Here is a 15,769-nt window from a genome sequence, read left to right on the forward strand (position 1 = left end):
CCTCAATTTTTCAGCGGCTTACCAGTGGTCATAGTGTGACGCATCCGCTCGATGGTCTTGTCCTGCCGGATCAGGCGCATCATGCCGTCGGCTTCCAGTTTGTGCAGTGCCTCTTCATCCAAAGTACCGCCGTTCCCGCCGGCCAGCACATGCGCCGTCTCGCGGGCGATTTCGACCGTGTAGGGCGCGTCGGGCATGGCGTTAGCCAGGGCGGCCAGCTTCGGCTCCAGCGCGGCTTTGATTTCCGCGGCGTCCAGTGTGATCTCGGCCATGGGCGCAGGCTGATACCCATCGGCCAGCTCCAGCGCTGCCGCCTTTGCCTCGGCCAGCAGGCGGTCGCGATTCATCACCATTCCGTCGGTCGACCTAAGATATCCCGCATGCTGCGCCATCGGAGCAGAGCCGGTCATCAATGCCACCGAGATCACATCGAATGCAGCTTCGGCCCCTTTGACCGGGTCACCCAGTTCTGCCGTTTTGCGCAACAATAGCGCCGTTGTGCCACCCCACGCGGGCAGAAGGCCCACGTTGGCCTCGACCAATCCAATATTGCTTTCGAGCGCGGCCATCACCCGATCCGAGTGCATCAGAATTTCACAGCCGCCGCCCAAAGCCAGCCCACATGCGGCTGAGACCACAGGAAACGGCGCATACTTGATCTTGCGCGTCGTGGCCTGACCGATGGCCAATTGCCCTTCGACCAGATCCAGTTCCCCGGCATCGGCACGGTCCAACGCCTTTTTCAGGTTCGCACCCACCGAGAAATGGTTGCCGTCTGACCCAATGACCATCGCCTTGAAGTCGCGGCCAACCACGTCCAGAGCCTCGCTGACGCCGGTCATCACCTGATCGTCCAAAGCTGCGTTGGGCGCGGTGATCGTCAGCAAAGCAACGCCATCACCCATATCCCGCAGCGATACGGCCTCGGTCTGAAACACGGGGGCCTCCGTCAGGTCCGAGGCGAAGACCACTCCCGGTCCACGCGGCACTTCCGCCTGCTCGCCTGAAGGCAGCAGCACCTTACGGTTACGGCCCAATCCCGAGTAAATCCCGTCACGCTCGGCCGCAAGCGCCAGCAGCGGCGGCACATCCTGACCTTCGGCCTTCAGCCGGGCGACAATCTTGTCTGCACCGATCTTGTCGATCAGCTTGAAAGGACCCATGCGCCAGTTGTACCCAAGCTCCATTGCCGCATCGATATCGGCCGGGTTCGCGGTGATTTCGGGCACGCAATAGGCCGCATATGACAGCGTCGGCCCCATGACGGCCCAGGCATAGTCCGCCAGCCGATCGCCGGCTTGATCAATGAAGTCGACGCCGAAACTCTTGGGCAGGTCAGGTCCCTTGGCCTGTGCGCGATAGTCCAGCGTCGCCAGATCGACCGCCTCAGCCATGGGTTTGCCGTTTTCGTCCTTTGATCGTCGATAGAACCCTGCTCCAGCCTTGCGACCCGCCAACCCCTCGGCGGCCAACTGGTCGAACAGCTCCATACCCTCGGTGTGAAGTTGCTGTGGGTCATCGGCTTCAAGCAGCTTGCGCATGGAAAGGCGCGACTTGCCCATCAGGTCGATACCGATCAGATCCATCAATGCAAAAACGCCCGTTCCGGGCACACCGAAAGGCCAGGCCAGGACCGTGTCAGCCTCTTCCACTGTGATGCCACGGGCCACAGCCTCGCGGGCGGCGGCGTTCATCCACAAACCACCCAGTCGGTTGGCAATGAATCCCGGGCGGTCGTTACAGGGCACGACGGTCTTGCCCAAGCGCTCGTCGCTAAATGCACGGGCACGTTCCGCAGCCACCGGATCGGTGTCCGGTCCGGTGACCAGTTCGATCAAGCGCAAGTAACGCGGCGGGTTGAAGAAATGCACGATCACAAAGCGTTTACGCAGAGCTTCGTCCATCTGACTTACCAGATCGACCAGCGGGATGGTCGAGGTGTTCGAGCTCAGCAACGCGTCGTCTCGCAGGTAGGGCGCGATTTTCGCATACAGCGCGTGTTTGATGGCGAGGTCTTCCAGAACCACTTCGACGACCCAGTCACAGTCGCGCAGCTGATCCAGATCATCCTTGAGATTGCCCGCCGTTAGCCTCGCCGCGTAGGCAGGATCCGCCAGCTGGGGCGCGCGACCCTTGGTCATGCGCGCGATGGCACCCTTGGCCAGCATCGAGCGGTTTTCGGCATCGTTGGGCACGATATCCAGCAGGACCACATCGGCACCTGCATTGGCGAAATGCGCGGCGATCCCCGCCCCCATCACACCCGAGCCGATAACGGCGACTTTGTTGATAGCGCTCATTTATAGAACCTCGAACAGGCCAGCCGCACCCATACCCCCGCCAATGCACATGGTGGCGACAATGTATTTCGCGCCGCGCTTCTTGCCCTCGATCAGCGCATGGCCGACCATGCGGGTGCCCGACATGCCATAGGGGTGGCCCACCGAAATCGCACCACCATCCACATTCATAATCTCATTCGGGATGCCCAGCTTGTCACGGCAATACAGCGCCTGAGACGCAAAGGCCTCGTTCAGTTCCCACAGGCCGATATCATCCAACTTCAGCCCATTGCGTTCCAGCAGTTTCGGCACAGCAAAAACCGGGCCGATCCCCATCTCGTCTGGTTCACAGCCCGCCACTACGTAACCGACATAGCGCCCCAGCGGTTCAAGCCCGCGCTGCTCGGCCAGCTTTTCGTCCATCACCACCTGCGCCGATCCACCGTCGGACAATTGCGAGGCATTTCCAGCGGTGATCCACTTGTCCTCACCCATCACCGGAGCCAACCCGGCTAGGCTGTCCAACGTGGTCGAGGGACGGTTGCACTCATCCTGAGTCAGCGTGACTTCTTCGTAAGTGATCTCGCCAGTTTCTTTGTTCTTATTCGCTTTGGTGACTGTGATCGGAATGATCTCGTCGTCGAACTTACCAGCAGCCTGCGCCGCAGCTGTGCGCTGTTGCGACTGCAGGGCGTATGCATCCTGCGCCTCGCGGCTAATGCCATACCGTTCGGCCACGGTATCGGCGGTCTTGATCATCGGATCATAAAAACCGCGCACATTCTGGTCGAGCCAGTCTTCTTTCAGACGATAGGTGTTGTCGCGGCCCATCACCAACGAGATGCTCTCGGCACCGCCGCCGACGACCACATCACAGCCGTCCACCATCACCCGCGAACAGGCGCGTGCCAGCGCCTCAAGACCCGAGGAGCAGAAGCGGTTGATCGTCTGACCCGACGCCGTCACCGGAAGGCCCGCGCGCATGGCAACCTGACGACCCAGATTACCGCCGTTTGCACCTTCGGGGACGGCATTGCCGATGATCACGTCCTCAATTTCGGACGGATCAACACCCGCGCGTCTGACCGCTTCGGCAACAGCGTGACCACCATAGACGGCGGGATGAGTGTCATTGAAGGCGCCGCGGAAGGCTTTGCCAATAGCGGTACGGGCGGTCGAGACGATAACGGCAGAACGCATGGTAATGATCCTTGAAGGCAGAAATTAGTTGTCGGTGGGCAGCTTGTGGTCGGCGTATTGCTCGCGCAGATGCAGCTTTGAGACTTTGCCAGTGGCGGTGTGCGGAAGCTCGGCCTGGAACACCACGTCGTCGGGTGTCCACCACTTTGCGATCTGACCGTCGTAAAGCGCCAGAATATCCTCACGGGTAATCTCCGAGCCCTCGCGTTTGACCGCAACGATCAGCGGGCGTTCGTCCCATTTGCGGTGTTTGGCAGCGATACAAGCGGCCTCAAGTACATCCGGATGGCTCATGGCGATACTTTCCAGATCGATCGAGGAAATCCATTCCCCACCCGATTTGATGACATCCTTGGTCCGGTCGGTCAGGCGCAGATATCCCTTTGCGTCGATTGCGGCGACGTCACCGGTCGAGAACCAACCATCCTCGGTGAATGCATCGGCACCGGCTCCGCCCCAATAGCTGCCGGCAACCCAGTGGCCGCGCACCTGCAACATCCCAGCGGCAACGCCATCATGGGGCAATAGCTCGCCCGCATCATTAACGATGCGCATCTCAACACCATAGAGCGCGCGGCCCTGTTTGGTCTTGATCTGCAACTGCTCATCGATAGGCAGTTTGTCCTCTCCCCATTTGAGCATTGCCAGCGAGCCGACCGGCGAAAGCTCGGTCATGCCCCAACCGTGAACCACCTCGGTCTCGTGGCCTTTCTCGATCTTCTCGATCAGCGACAGAGGTGCAGCCGAACCACCCATCATTGCGCGCTTTACGGTCTTCAACCGCTCACCACGCTGGTCGAGGTATTCGTACAGTCCCAGCCAGACTGTCGGGACTCCCGAGATCATGGTGACCTCTTCGCCGTCCATCAGTTCCTGCAATGGCGCTGGGTCCATTCCCGGTCCCGGCAGAACCAGCTTGGTTCCGTTCATGATGCAGGCATATGGCAAACCCCAGGCGCAGGCGTGGAACATAGGTACTACAGGTAGAACCGCCTCGCGTGCGGTCAGAGCCAGCCATTCGCCGCCCGAAACGCCCATTGCGTGCAACACTGTACCCCGGTGGGAATAAAGCACGCCCTTGGGGTTGCCTGTGGTGCCAGACGTATAACACAGCGCCATAGCAGCGTTTTCGTCCAACTCGGGCCAGTCGTAAGTTTCGGGCTTGCCCGCAATCAGACTCTCATAGTCGCTAACCGGGGTCTTCATCTGCGGAACCTGATCCGGACCAGTCAGGCTGTACCAGCCCTGAACCGTCGGGCAACGACCAGACACCGCATCGATCAACGGTGCAAAGGTTGTGTCGAAGAACATGTGCGTGTCTTCGGCGTCGTTGATGATGAAGGCGATCTGTTCGGGGTGCAGACGCGGGTTGATCGTGTGGCAGATCGCGCCAATACAGGCGAGCGCATAATACAGCTCAAGATGCCGGTTGTTGTTCCAGGCCAGAGTCGCCACACGGTCACCCGGGCCCACGCCCAGTTCGGTCAGCGCATGTGCCAACTTCTGGGTCCGCCGCCCCATATCGGCAAAGCTGTAGCGGTCAATCGTCAGGTCCGAGTTACGCCAGACGATCTGCGCTTCGGGATGCGCGCGCATGCCATGACGGAAGATACTGATCACCGTCAGCGGCATCGTCATGATCTGGCCGGGGATTGTTGCCTTTTCAGTGCTCATTTTGCCTCCCAAATTTTTTGCCAGCATCTGCGTGGGTTACAGAGGCGCTGGTGTCATCTCTCCGATTTCCTGTTCAATCCGCCACGACATCTGTAAAACACCCAGGTCGTCGAAACGGTTTCCAACCAGTTGAATGCCGATGGGCAGCCCGTTGCGGTCCAAGCCCACAGGGATGCTGGATGCGGGTTGTTCTGTCAGGTTGAACAGGAAGGTGTTGGCCCAGCTTTCGAACGGTCTGTCGGGGTTAGATCCCGGCAGTTCGGCCGCAAAGGCTGTGTCCGGTGTCGATGGCAACAGGACAAAGTCATGGCCGTCAATTAACGCCAGGGCCCGTTCGCGCAGGGCCTGCGTGTGGTCGAAGTTCCGCTGATGCTCAACCGCCGACAATGTGCGGGCATCGTTGGTCCAGTCGCGGATAAAGGGCGTTTTTGCCTGTTCCGCCTCGGGCTGGCGCATCAGTTCGGATAGGGTTCGGATCTTGTAGAACGCCTCGGCGGGTTCCCAATCCGTTCGGCTGAACGGCGGCTTATCGAGATAGGAGGTATGAACGCCCATATCCCGCAAAACCAGCGCCGTCCGTTCGAGCGCGGTACGTACATCTTCGGCCACCGGTTCGCCCAACCCGAGCTCTGGAACAACAAGAACAGACAAGTTTTTTCGGTCGCCACGAGTCAGACGCGATACGTAATTCAACCCATCTCGTGCCAGGGCAGTGAAATCCCGAGAATCCTCGCCGGTCAAAACGTTCATATGCAGCGCGACATCACCGAAATTTCGCGCCAGCGGGCCCGCCGTTATGGCCGGGCTGTTGCACACGTAATAGGGAACCCGGCCCTGACTGGGTTTCAACCCGGCCAGCCCGCAATACGAAGCTGGCAGGCGGATCGAGCCCACGATATCGGTGCCTATCGACAAAGGCTCGATCCCGGCGGCGACACTGGCCGAAGCGCCCGAGGACGACGCGCCGGTCGTACGTGACAAATCCCAAGGGTTGCGCGTGACCCCATGTATGGAGCTGACGCCACCGGCCAGAATACCGTAGTCGCACATGGTGTTTTTTCCGAGGATGACGGCACCGGCCTCACGCATGCGAGCGATCGTGGGATGGTCGGTGGTGCTGACCGCGACCGCTCCTGCAGCGGAACCGCGATAGGCTGGCATGCCTATGCAATCCAAGGCATCCTTGACCGTCGTCGGCACACCATCGAGCGGCCCCAGCGCCTCATTATCATGCCAGCGCTGCTCTGAGGCGCGCGCAGCGTCCAGCGCGCGTTCGGCATCCAGATGATAGATCGCGTTGATCTGCGGATTGACTTCAGCAATCCGGTTCAGCGCGGCCTGCGTTACCTCGACCGGGGAAAGCTCCAGCCGGGCATAGGCCTGCACCATGGCACGCGCCGATAGTTGGAAATAAGGGGCCGTCATGGGTGAAAATTCTGGCTCGATCAGATAGGGGATCAGTCTTGGGTGCGCTGGACGTAGTAGACCTTGGCGGCGATCTTCCAGCCCTCGCCGGTGCGGACCAGCGACAGATAGTCGATAAAAAAACGCGGCTGAACGGCGCAATTGATCTTGACCATGGCCGTGTTCGGGCCTGACTGATCAATCGAGATCGTGTGACCGTAGACGGGATAGCCTTTGGACTTGGGGCTTTCGCGGCCGCCGATGACGTCTTTGTACTTGTCCAGCGTCATGTGGATATAGCTGCCATCTTCATTGGCGCAGGTCAGGTCACATTCCGGCAGGAACATCTGGTCTACTTTGGTGATGTCGCCGTCATGCAGGTTTTCGATATAGGCCTGCATCAGAGCTTCGATGTCGGCAAATGCGGTCATGGAATGTCCTCGGTCGTGAGTGTCTGGGGGTGTCGGCTGTCAGGCGGCCTTGGCGGCGAGCAGTGCCTGACGGTACCGTTTGAGGTCTTCGATCGTACCGACCTTGAGGCCGTGGCTGGCCCCAAATTCCAGCAAGTCCGGCAGGCGCGCCATTTCACCGTCATCCTTCATGATCTCGCAGATCACTCCGGCATCTCCTTGCCCCGACAACCGGGCCAGATCGACGGCGGCCTCGGTGTGGCCTTCCCGTTCCAAAACGCCGTCCGGCTTTGCCACGAGAGGGAAAAGGTGACCGGGCGAAACCAGATCAGCCGGTGATCCGGTGACTGACGCCAAAAGCGCGATGGTCCGCGCCCGGTCGCTGGCGGAGATGCCAGTGGTGGTGCCTTCCTTTGCGTCCACCGAAATGGTGAACGCCGTGTGATGCGGGTCGGTGTTCAATGCTGCCATCGGTCCCAAGCTGAACTGTTCAGCCTTTTCCGGCGGGATCGCCATGCAGATCAGACCCCGGCCAAAGCGCGCCATGAAGTTCACGGCGGCCGCGTCGGCGCAGGCGGCAGGGATCACCAGATCGCCTTCGTTCTCGCGGCTCTCGTCATCGACAAGAATAACCATCCGGCCCTTCGCGCAGTCCGCAATCACATCTTCGATAGGCGACAGCCGATAAACCTCGTGCAGGTCGAACATGTTCTTTCCCTTATCCGTTCAGAGGTTTGATGACGCCTTCGGCAAATTCGATCAGGGCTTCCTGCTCGATCTCGTCGCCGAAATAGTTCACGTGGTGCCACACGAAGAATTCGTCGATCTGATACCGTTCAGCCAGTTCGCCGACCTGATCCAGAACCTGCTGGCGCGAGCCATCCCAGACGCGACCCAGCGGCACGTGATAGGGCGGTGCGTCATAGGCCGAGAACCACAGGTTGTCGAACATCTCGCGATACTGCTGGGTCTTGGCGGGGGTCTTGCCCATCATCAGATGCGCCCCGAGTGCCAGAACATCATTGTTGGCGGTTTGCGTCAGACCGTTTTCATGCGCTGCCTGCAGGCAGTTTTCCAGGATCACCGGCATGAACTCTTCTTTGTCGGCGGTCACGAAGGACACCATCTTGGCGCCTTCCGAAGACCAGAACTTGGCGGTTTCCATCGAATACGAGAACGGCGCATACACTTTGGGGTGCGGTTTCTGCAGCGGACGAGGGACGATTCCCGATTTGCGCAGGGTCTTGTTTTCATCGACCGGGGTATCACCGCCCCACAGCTTGGTCGGGTTGAACTCCCACTCGACATTCGACGGAAAGTTCCAGAATTCGCCCTGATGCTCGGTCAGGTCATCGGTCCACAGCGATTTGATCAGGCGCCAGTTTTCATACAGCGCGCGGCGATTGCGTTGGTCGGCTTCGGACTTATCGGATTCAGCTGACGTAATGTCCAGATGCTGACCCATAGTGGCCGTCCAGCGCGGTGTGTTCCCACGCGAGAAACCAGCAAAGACACGGCCGCCGGTCATATGGTCCAGCATCGCAATGTCTTCCGCCGTCTTGATCGGGTTCATCGCGGTCAGATTCATGCCCAGCTGACCCACCGTGAAGTTCTTGGTGTGCTGTGCGATGTACATGTTCCAGAACAGCGGGTTTGTGGTGCATTCCACACCTTCGACCTGCATGTGGTGTTCGGTCAGGCAGAACCCGTCATACCCAAGCTCTTCGGCCAGAACCATCTGATCACGCAGGGTGAGCATCATCTTGTTGAACCGCGCTGGATCACGCCCGGCAAGCTGTGTGTCCTCGCCATGCTGGCGCGCGAATGGAATGGCGAGAATCTTGAACTTCATGCAGGCGTCCTCCGGTGTGTTATTGAACGTTCACTAACATTCTCACGAGGCCGGCAAATTCGTCAAGCCCCGAAATGGCTTTCCCTGCGTCGCCGGGGCACTGCGACGATTTCCAACTGGACAAGACATAAGGATTTCAACATGTTGCCTCGGGGCAAGATCCTAAGGAGGCAGGCCGGGTGTTTTTGTATTCCGCAGCGCAAGTCGATGAATTCATTAAGAAATCACAGCTGGACGGCGTATGCCTTGCACTGGCGATTGATGCGGCGCGGGAAGAGCTTAAGCGCCTGGGCGACACATTGCATCCGACTTTGATCAACACCTCGGCCACGAATCTTGCAACGCCTGGACAGGGACAGATCGAAGCCCAGGCCGTGCGTATGTCGCCAGAGGATTCGCCACTGACGTCTTACCGTGTCTCGATTGTTCAGGCCGGTCACAAACCGGGCGAGTCCGCCACTCTGATGGAAGTGACCTGTACGTTCTCGGTTGACACCGATCTGGCGGAGACACCGAAAACTACGCAAGTTGAAAAACCCGCCCGCGCCCTGTCCGACACAGCCGAGGAGCGGCGGCGGCAAATCTTCGAAGGTGCCTGCAAGGTGATCGCCAAACACGGGTTCGGAAATGCCTCGATGCGCGAGATTGCCAAGGAATCCGGATTGTCGGTTCCGCTCATGTACAAGTACATCAAGGACAAGGACGATATCCTGCATCTGATCACCACCATGTGCATGCAGGACATCATCGATTTCTTTGATACCGGAGAGCTGTTCACCGGGCCCGCGGATCAGAACCTTGAAAAGGCGGTAGACCGGTACATCGACTACATCGGTGAGAACCGTCGTTACATCAATCTGGTCTATTCGGAAACACGCTCCATGTCTGCCGAGAACCGCGCGCGCGTATTCGATATGGAGCGCGACTTTATGGGACGCTGGAAAGGCATTCTGGATAAAGGGGTCGAGCAGAAGGTGTTCCGCCCCATGAATACGGAATTGATGGCGAACTATCTGTATTTCCTGTGCAACGTCTGGTCCCTCAGGCACTGGAGCATTGGCAAGTTTCCCGAAAGTGAAATCCGCACCAGCCTGAAGGCCTTGATCATGGACGGCGTTCTGGCCGAGTCCAATCCTGCCAAAGCGGCAAAACCCTGAATTCTGTCGCTTCCAGGCAATTTGGTCGCAAACCAACTTGCGGCATGTTCCGGTCGCAGCAAAAATACGCCTATGACAATGATCTGTGCTCCAAATCGCCTGGACCGCCGCGCAACCGGTTGTGACCTCGTCGTCAGCGGGTGATCGCGGGGGCTGTGCGCCCTTTGCCTTCTGCCTAGACAACGGACAATTCGGAATACTTCATGACATCTCAATCGTTGCGCCTGGCCATCGACATTGGCGGCACCTTTACCGATACGGTACTCGTCTCGGGCGACGAGACTATATTGGCTTCGACCAAGACACTGACAACTCACCAGAATCCGGCCGATGGCGCGATGGAAGGCGCAAAGCGCGTCGTTGAACAATCGGGCCGCGCGCTAAGCGAGGTGACCGGTTTCATCCATGGAACAACACTGGCGACCAACGCGCTGATAGAACGGCGCGGTGCGGTTGTGGCGACGGTCACCACCGAGGGGTTCAGGGATATTCTGGAGATTGCCTACGAGCGGCGCTATTCGCAGTACGATATCAACCTGGAAAAACCCGACTTGCTCGTGCCACGCGAACGGGCGCTAACAATCCGGGAACGAATGTCGGCCGACGGTAACGTGTTGATTGACTTGGAAGACAGTGCCGTCGACGCACTGCTGGACGACCTTGATGCAAGCGGTGCCGAGGCCGTCGCAATCTGCCTTATGCACGCCTATGCCAACCCGTCGCATGAACGCAGATTGCGTGACATGATTTCGGAAAAACGACCCGATCTCACGGTGTCTATCTCGTCCGAAGTCAGCCCCGAGGCTCGTGAGTTCGACCGGCTTTGCACCACGGTCGCCAACGCATACATCCAGCCATTGATGGAAAGCTATCTGGCGCGGTTTGTGGCTCAGTTTGAATCTGAGGGCGTGGCCTGCCCAATCCTGATGATGACTGCAGGCGGCGGGATGTGCACCGTTCAGACAGCCGCACGCTTTCCTATCCGTCTTGTTGAAAGCGGGCCTGCGGGCGGAGCTATCCTTGCCGCGCGCATCGCGGCGCGTGCAGGGATCAACGAGGTTCTGTCTTTTGACGTTGGTGGCACGACCGCCAAGCTCTGCCTGATCGACAATGCCCGGCCTCAAACCTCGCGCCAGTTCGAAATCGCGCGGGCAGCGCGGTTCATCAAGGGCTCGGGTATGCCCGTGCGTATCCCGGTGATCGAGATGATTGAGATTGGTGCTGGCGGCGGCTCTATCGCCGGTGTTGACCGGCTGGGGCGGCTGACTGTGGGGCCGAAATCGGCCGGATCGGAGCCCGGCCCGGTGGCCTTTGGTCGGGGTGGCACCGAACCGACGGTAACCGATAGCGACATCGCTTTAGGCTATATCGTGCCGGACACATTTGCCGAGGGCTACATCAAGATCGATCCCCAAGCTTCCAAAGAAGCACTGAGCCGGGTGATTGGGTCTCGGCTGGAGACCGACGCGACGGGATCAGCCGATGGGGTCAGCCGGATCGTCGACGAGAGCATGGCCAGCGCAGGCCGGATGCACGCAGTAGAGTCGGGTAAAGACCTTGGTCCACGCACCATGATTGCCTTTGGCGGCAACGGCCCGCTTCACGCCAGTCGCGTGGCGCGATCCGCCGGAGTCAGCCGCATCGTGATCCCGCCCAATCCGGGCGTCGGCTCGGCAGTTGGTTTCTTGTTCGCACCAGTCAGCTTCGAGATCGTGCGCTCGCGCTACTCGTTGCTGAAGACACTGGACCTGGACGGAATCAACTCCCTGTTTGCGGACATGATAGCCGAGGCCAGTGATGTTGTCGCTCAAGGTGCGGGCGATGCCCCCACCGAGACGCAGCGCACCGCCTTCATGCGCTACAACGGTCAGGGCCACGAGATTGAAATCACGCTGCCCGACCGCGTCCTGACGGCCGATGACATCGATCCCCTGATTACTGCTTTTGAGGCGGAATACCGCAAGCAATTCTCGCGACCGGTGCCGGGAATGCAGATCGAGATCCTGAACTGGGCCGTGCGCGTGGCCACACCGGATTCCAAAATACCGGACCTGCCGGTAACGCCATCCCTAACCACGATCACGCCTGCTGAAACGCGGCCCATCACCTGCGACGTGGACGGCAATGCTAAGCAGGCAGGTTTTGTGCCGCGAGACAGCTTAGCTCCCGGTGACCGGGTCTGCGGCCCTGCGCTGATCACAGAACCGCAGACCACCACGCTGGTCTCGGCCGACTTCTCGGCCCATGTGGACGCCATAGGAAACCTCGTCCTGCTCCAGGACCAGAAAGGAGGCGCATGATGACCGCCGACCTATCCCCCGCCCGCCTTCAAGTCATGTGGAACCGCCTGCTGGCCGTGGTCGAAGAGCAAGGCCAGACCCTGATCCGCGCGGCGTTTTCACCTATCGTGCGCGAATGCGGTGACATATCTGCCGGGATTTTCGACGTTTCCGGCCGGATGCTGGCACAGGCCGTCACCGGCACGCCGGGCCATATCAACACCATGGCCGAAGCGGTGATGCATCTGCGCGAGCGTTTCCCGGTGCAAAACATGAAGCCCGGCGACATCTACATGACCAATGACCCCTGGCTGGCCTCCGGGCATCTGAACGATTTTCTATTAATGATGCCCGCCTTCAAGAATGGCAAAGTCGTGGGCTTTACCTCTTGCACATCACACCTGGTCGATCTGGGGGGCCTCGGTATGGGGCCAGAGGGCTCGGACATCTATGACGAAGGCTTGCTGATCCCGCCCTGCAAACTGGTCGAAGAAGGCGTACCGAATGCCCTGCTACTGGACATCGTCCGCGCCAACAGTCGCGAGCCGATTGCAAACGAAGGCGACATCTACGCGCTGATCGCCTGTTGCGAGGCGGGGGTGAACCGGCTGGTCGATATGATGGTCGAATTCGGCATCGACGATCTGGACCGTCTGGGCAGCTATATCATCGAGACCTCGCGACGCGGTACGCTTGAGGCGATCGCCGAGGTTCCGGAAGGCGTCTACAAGAATGCGCTGAAGATGGATGGTTACGAGAATGAGCTGGAACTGCACGCAACCCTGACCGTAACCAAATCGGGCATGCATGTGGATTTCACCGGCACTTCGGGCTGTTCGCGTAAGGGCATCAACGTGCCGCTCAACTATGCCACGGCCTATACCGTTTTCGCACTACGCTGCATCGTCGGCTCCGACATACCTAACAACGCCGGTTCGCTAGAACCGTTTACCGTGGACGGGCCAAAGGGCTGCATCCTAAACGCGCAACGCCCTGTTTCTGTTGCTATGCGGCACACGCTGGGGCAGGTAACTCCCGATCTGGTGCTGGGCTGCCTGCATCAGGCGTTACCCGATCAAGTGCCGGCCGAGGGCGCATCGTGCATGTTTGATCTGCCCATGCGCCACGCGCCCGAAGTGGCCCGCGATGGTGGTCGCGAATTCGCAGTCGAACCCGTACACAATGGCGGCACCGGTGCACGGCCTCATGCAGACGGGCTGTCCGCCACTGCCTACCCTTCGGGCGTTTTCGGCAGTCAGGTCGAGATCACCGAGAGCGTCGCGCCCGTCACCATCTGGCGGCGGGAACTGCGCTCGGATTCTGGAGGCGCAGGCAAGTATCGCGGCGGTCTTGGTCAACGGATCGAGATGACCTCAGCCAACGGCGCGCCTTTCATCGTGTTCCTTTCTGTCGAACGCTTGAAATTCCCGGCGCTTGGGCGCATGGGCGGTCAACCAGGTGCGCCCGGGCGCATTCGTTTCCGCGACGGCGAAAGTGACATCCCGGGCAAAGGCGAACTGCGGGTTGAGGGCGGCGATTACCTGATTTTCGAAACACCCGGCGGCGGCGGATTCGGCCATCCGGCGGAACGCGACGCACAGGCGGTTGCCTTGGATCTCAAGCGCGGGTTGATCAGCGAAGACAGCGCGAAAATCTATGGAGGTGCGACATGATCCGCCCGGTCCCCCATGTAGGCGCCATGGCCGCTTATGCTCTGGCCGATCTTGGTAGCGAAGGGACAATCTCGTTGGCCCAGAACGAAAGCGCCTTTGCCGCAAGCCCTGCCGCCATCGCGGCAGGACAGTCGGCAATGGATGAACTACCGCTTTATCCCGATCCGGAATGGCCCGAACTGCGCGCCGCCATCGCCGATGTGCACAAGTTGGAGCCCGCACGGGTGCTATGCGGCGCGGGTTCCATGGAGTTGATCGGCTGCCTGATCCGGGCCTATGCCGGGCCCGGCGACCGCGTTCTGGGAACGGACTATGGATACGCTTTTGTCTCATCCGCCGCAGCGCAGGTGCAGGCCGATTACGTCAAAGCCCGCGAGGTCGACCTGACCGTATCCGTGGACGACATACTCGCAGCGATGACACCCGAAACCCGGATCGTGTTTGTCTGCAACCCCGGCAACCCCACCGGCACCTTGATCCCGAATTCCGAGATCCTTCGCTTGCGGGACGGATTGCCCGAAGACGTTCTTCTGGTCGTGGATCAGGCCTATGCCGAGTTTTCGGACCACGCGAATGACCCAGCCGAGATTTTCGCTCTGACAGACCGGGGCGAGACCGTGGTGATGCGCACGTTTTCCAAGGCGTACGGCTTGGCAGGCGCACGCGCGGGCTGGGGGTATTTCCCTCCAGAGATAGCGAACGAATTGCGCAAGCTGCTTAACCCCAACAACATCTCCATCGCGTCGCAAGCTGCCGCCGCAGCTGCGATGCGCGATCAGGCCCACATGAAGGACGTGGTTTCCCGAACGGTCGAGATCCGAGACCGGTTTGCCGAAGACTGTCGGGCCTTGGGCCTGGCTATTCCAGAAAGCCACACCAATTTCGTGCTGTTGCGCTTTGCCTCTGACGCAAACGCGCAACGCGCGGATGCAGCCCTGCGCGCCAATAGCCTGCTGATGCGTGGCATGGGGGGTTACGGGTTGACTGACTGTCTGCGCGCCACGATCTGCGAGACATCGGCAATGGATCGTTGCCTGACCATCCTGAAAGGAGTTCTGACGTGACCGAGACCCGAACCACGGCGAAGATCGGAGTGCTGGTACCTTTCACCAACACCAACCTCGAACCGGATATGGAACTGCTGCGACCACCGAACACGACGATCCATTTCCAGCGCATGGGTGGCTATGACGTGGACGAGATTCCCGGCTCGGACCAGATGGCCGGATTAGGGGCATCCGATATCAGCCATGACCTGCGGATGATCTCGGGTGTTCGCCCAGATGTGGTGCTGTATGGCTGCACTTCAGCAACCCTGACTCATGGACCGTCTTTTGACGCCGATCTGGCACAACAGATCAAAGCAGGCTCGGGCGCTGTGTCATTCACCGCCGCCGGAGCGTTGATTGCCGGGATTAAAGCGGTGGGCGCGACAAAGGTCGGCTTCTCATCCCCTTACCTGGGTGAGATCAACGATCAGGCAATCGATTTCATGGCTCACAACGGCATCGAAACTGTCAAACGCGCCGATATTGGCCGCGAGCTTGGCAACTATGGGCAAGGAGAACTGACGCCGGACGAGGTGTTTGATCTGGCTTGTCAGGCCGATCACCCGGATGCTCAGGCCATTGTCCTGAGCTGTACCGACATGCGCTCGGTCGAGGCGATCGAACGTATCGAGATAGCGTTGGACAAACCGGTCGTCACGTCCAATCAAGCCATGATGTTTGGATTGATGAAAGCCCTGAACCTGCCCCGCCACGACGCCTTGCCCGGGCGTCTGTTCGACAACCTTTGAAATGGATCGGGGCACGGCAACTACCCTGCCCCGGTCGGCC

At 59.7% G+C, this 15,769-nt stretch carries 12 protein-coding genes; 5 read left to right on the top strand and 7 right to left on the bottom strand.

The genetic code is table 11. The features are described from left to right. Positions 1-2 precede the first annotated feature (2 nt). Genes ACR0AA_RS13680 through ACR0AA_RS13710 form a run of 7 tightly spaced genes read right to left on the bottom strand, consistent with a single transcriptional unit; the run spans position 3 to position 8,822 of the window. Positions 3-2,300 carry a 3-hydroxyacyl-CoA dehydrogenase/enoyl-CoA hydratase family protein gene (locus ACR0AA_RS13680; protein ID WP_480756245.1) on the bottom strand — a complete coding sequence of 766 codons (2,298 nt, stop codon included), beginning with the start codon at positions 2,298-2,300 and terminating at the stop codon, positions 3-5. After that, entirely contained in the window at positions 2,301-3,482 is a 1,182-nt protein-coding gene (locus ACR0AA_RS13685; protein WP_480756246.1) for an acetyl-CoA C-acyltransferase, read from the bottom strand. It lies immediately after the preceding gene. Positions 3,483-3,506: 24 nt separating this feature from the next. Beyond that, complete coding sequence (locus ACR0AA_RS13690) at positions 3,507-5,156, bottom strand: long-chain-fatty-acid--CoA ligase (protein WP_480756247.1); 1,650 nt, start codon at positions 5,154-5,156, stop codon at positions 3,507-3,509. A 36-nt stretch (positions 5,157-5,192) separates the two neighbouring features. Then, a complete protein-coding gene (locus tag ACR0AA_RS13695; protein ID WP_480664625.1) occupies positions 5,193-6,581 on the bottom strand; it encodes an amidase family protein in 1,389 nt (462 codons plus the stop codon). 32 nt (positions 6,582-6,613) lie between these two features. Then, the gene (locus ACR0AA_RS13700) at positions 6,614-6,991 is read right to left on the bottom strand and encodes a nuclear transport factor 2 family protein (RefSeq protein WP_480664626.1); all 378 of its coding nucleotides are present in this window, start codon (positions 6,989-6,991) and stop codon (positions 6,614-6,616) included. Positions 6,992-7,030: 39 nt separating this feature from the next. Beyond that, a complete protein-coding gene (gene ribB, locus ACR0AA_RS13705) occupies positions 7,031-7,678 on the bottom strand; it encodes a 3,4-dihydroxy-2-butanone-4-phosphate synthase (protein ID WP_480664627.1) in 648 nt (215 codons plus the stop codon). A 10-nt stretch (positions 7,679-7,688) separates the two neighbouring features. After that, positions 7,689-8,822: an LLM class flavin-dependent oxidoreductase gene (locus ACR0AA_RS13710; RefSeq protein WP_480664628.1), complete on the bottom strand. Its 1,134-nt coding sequence runs from the start codon at positions 8,820-8,822 to the stop codon at positions 7,689-7,691. A gap of 179 nt (positions 8,823-9,001) precedes the next feature. Here ACR0AA_RS13710 and ACR0AA_RS13715 point away from each other — a divergent pair, with 179 nt between their 5' ends. The 5 genes from ACR0AA_RS13715 (at position 9,002) to ACR0AA_RS13735 (ending at position 15,729) form a co-directional block, all read left to right on the top strand. Then, the gene (locus ACR0AA_RS13715) at positions 9,002-9,979 is read left to right on the top strand and encodes a TetR/AcrR family transcriptional regulator (protein WP_480664629.1); all 978 of its coding nucleotides are present in this window, start codon (positions 9,002-9,004) and stop codon (positions 9,977-9,979) included. A gap of 203 nt (positions 9,980-10,182) precedes the next feature. Beyond that, positions 10,183-12,279, top strand: coding sequence for a hydantoinase/oxoprolinase family protein (locus ACR0AA_RS13720; RefSeq protein ID WP_480756248.1), 2,097 nt, complete (start codon positions 10,183-10,185; stop codon positions 12,277-12,279). Continuing rightward, positions 12,279-13,931, top strand: a complete 1,653-nt coding sequence (locus ACR0AA_RS13725) for a hydantoinase B/oxoprolinase family protein (RefSeq protein ID WP_480756249.1) — start codon at positions 12,279-12,281, stop codon at positions 13,929-13,931. Before ACR0AA_RS13720 ends, ACR0AA_RS13725 begins: the two co-directional genes overlap by 1 nt. Further along, positions 13,928-14,995, top strand: a complete 1,068-nt coding sequence (locus tag ACR0AA_RS13730; protein ID WP_480756250.1) for a pyridoxal phosphate-dependent aminotransferase — start codon at positions 13,928-13,930, stop codon at positions 14,993-14,995. Before ACR0AA_RS13725 ends, ACR0AA_RS13730 begins: the two co-directional genes overlap by 4 nt. Beyond that, positions 14,992-15,729, top strand: a complete 738-nt coding sequence (locus ACR0AA_RS13735) for a maleate cis-trans isomerase family protein (protein ID WP_480664633.1) — start codon at positions 14,992-14,994, stop codon at positions 15,727-15,729. Before ACR0AA_RS13730 ends, ACR0AA_RS13735 begins: the two co-directional genes overlap by 4 nt. Positions 15,730-15,769: the final 40 nt, after the last annotated feature.

Source organism: Ruegeria sp. CE8, from assembly GCF_056537465.1.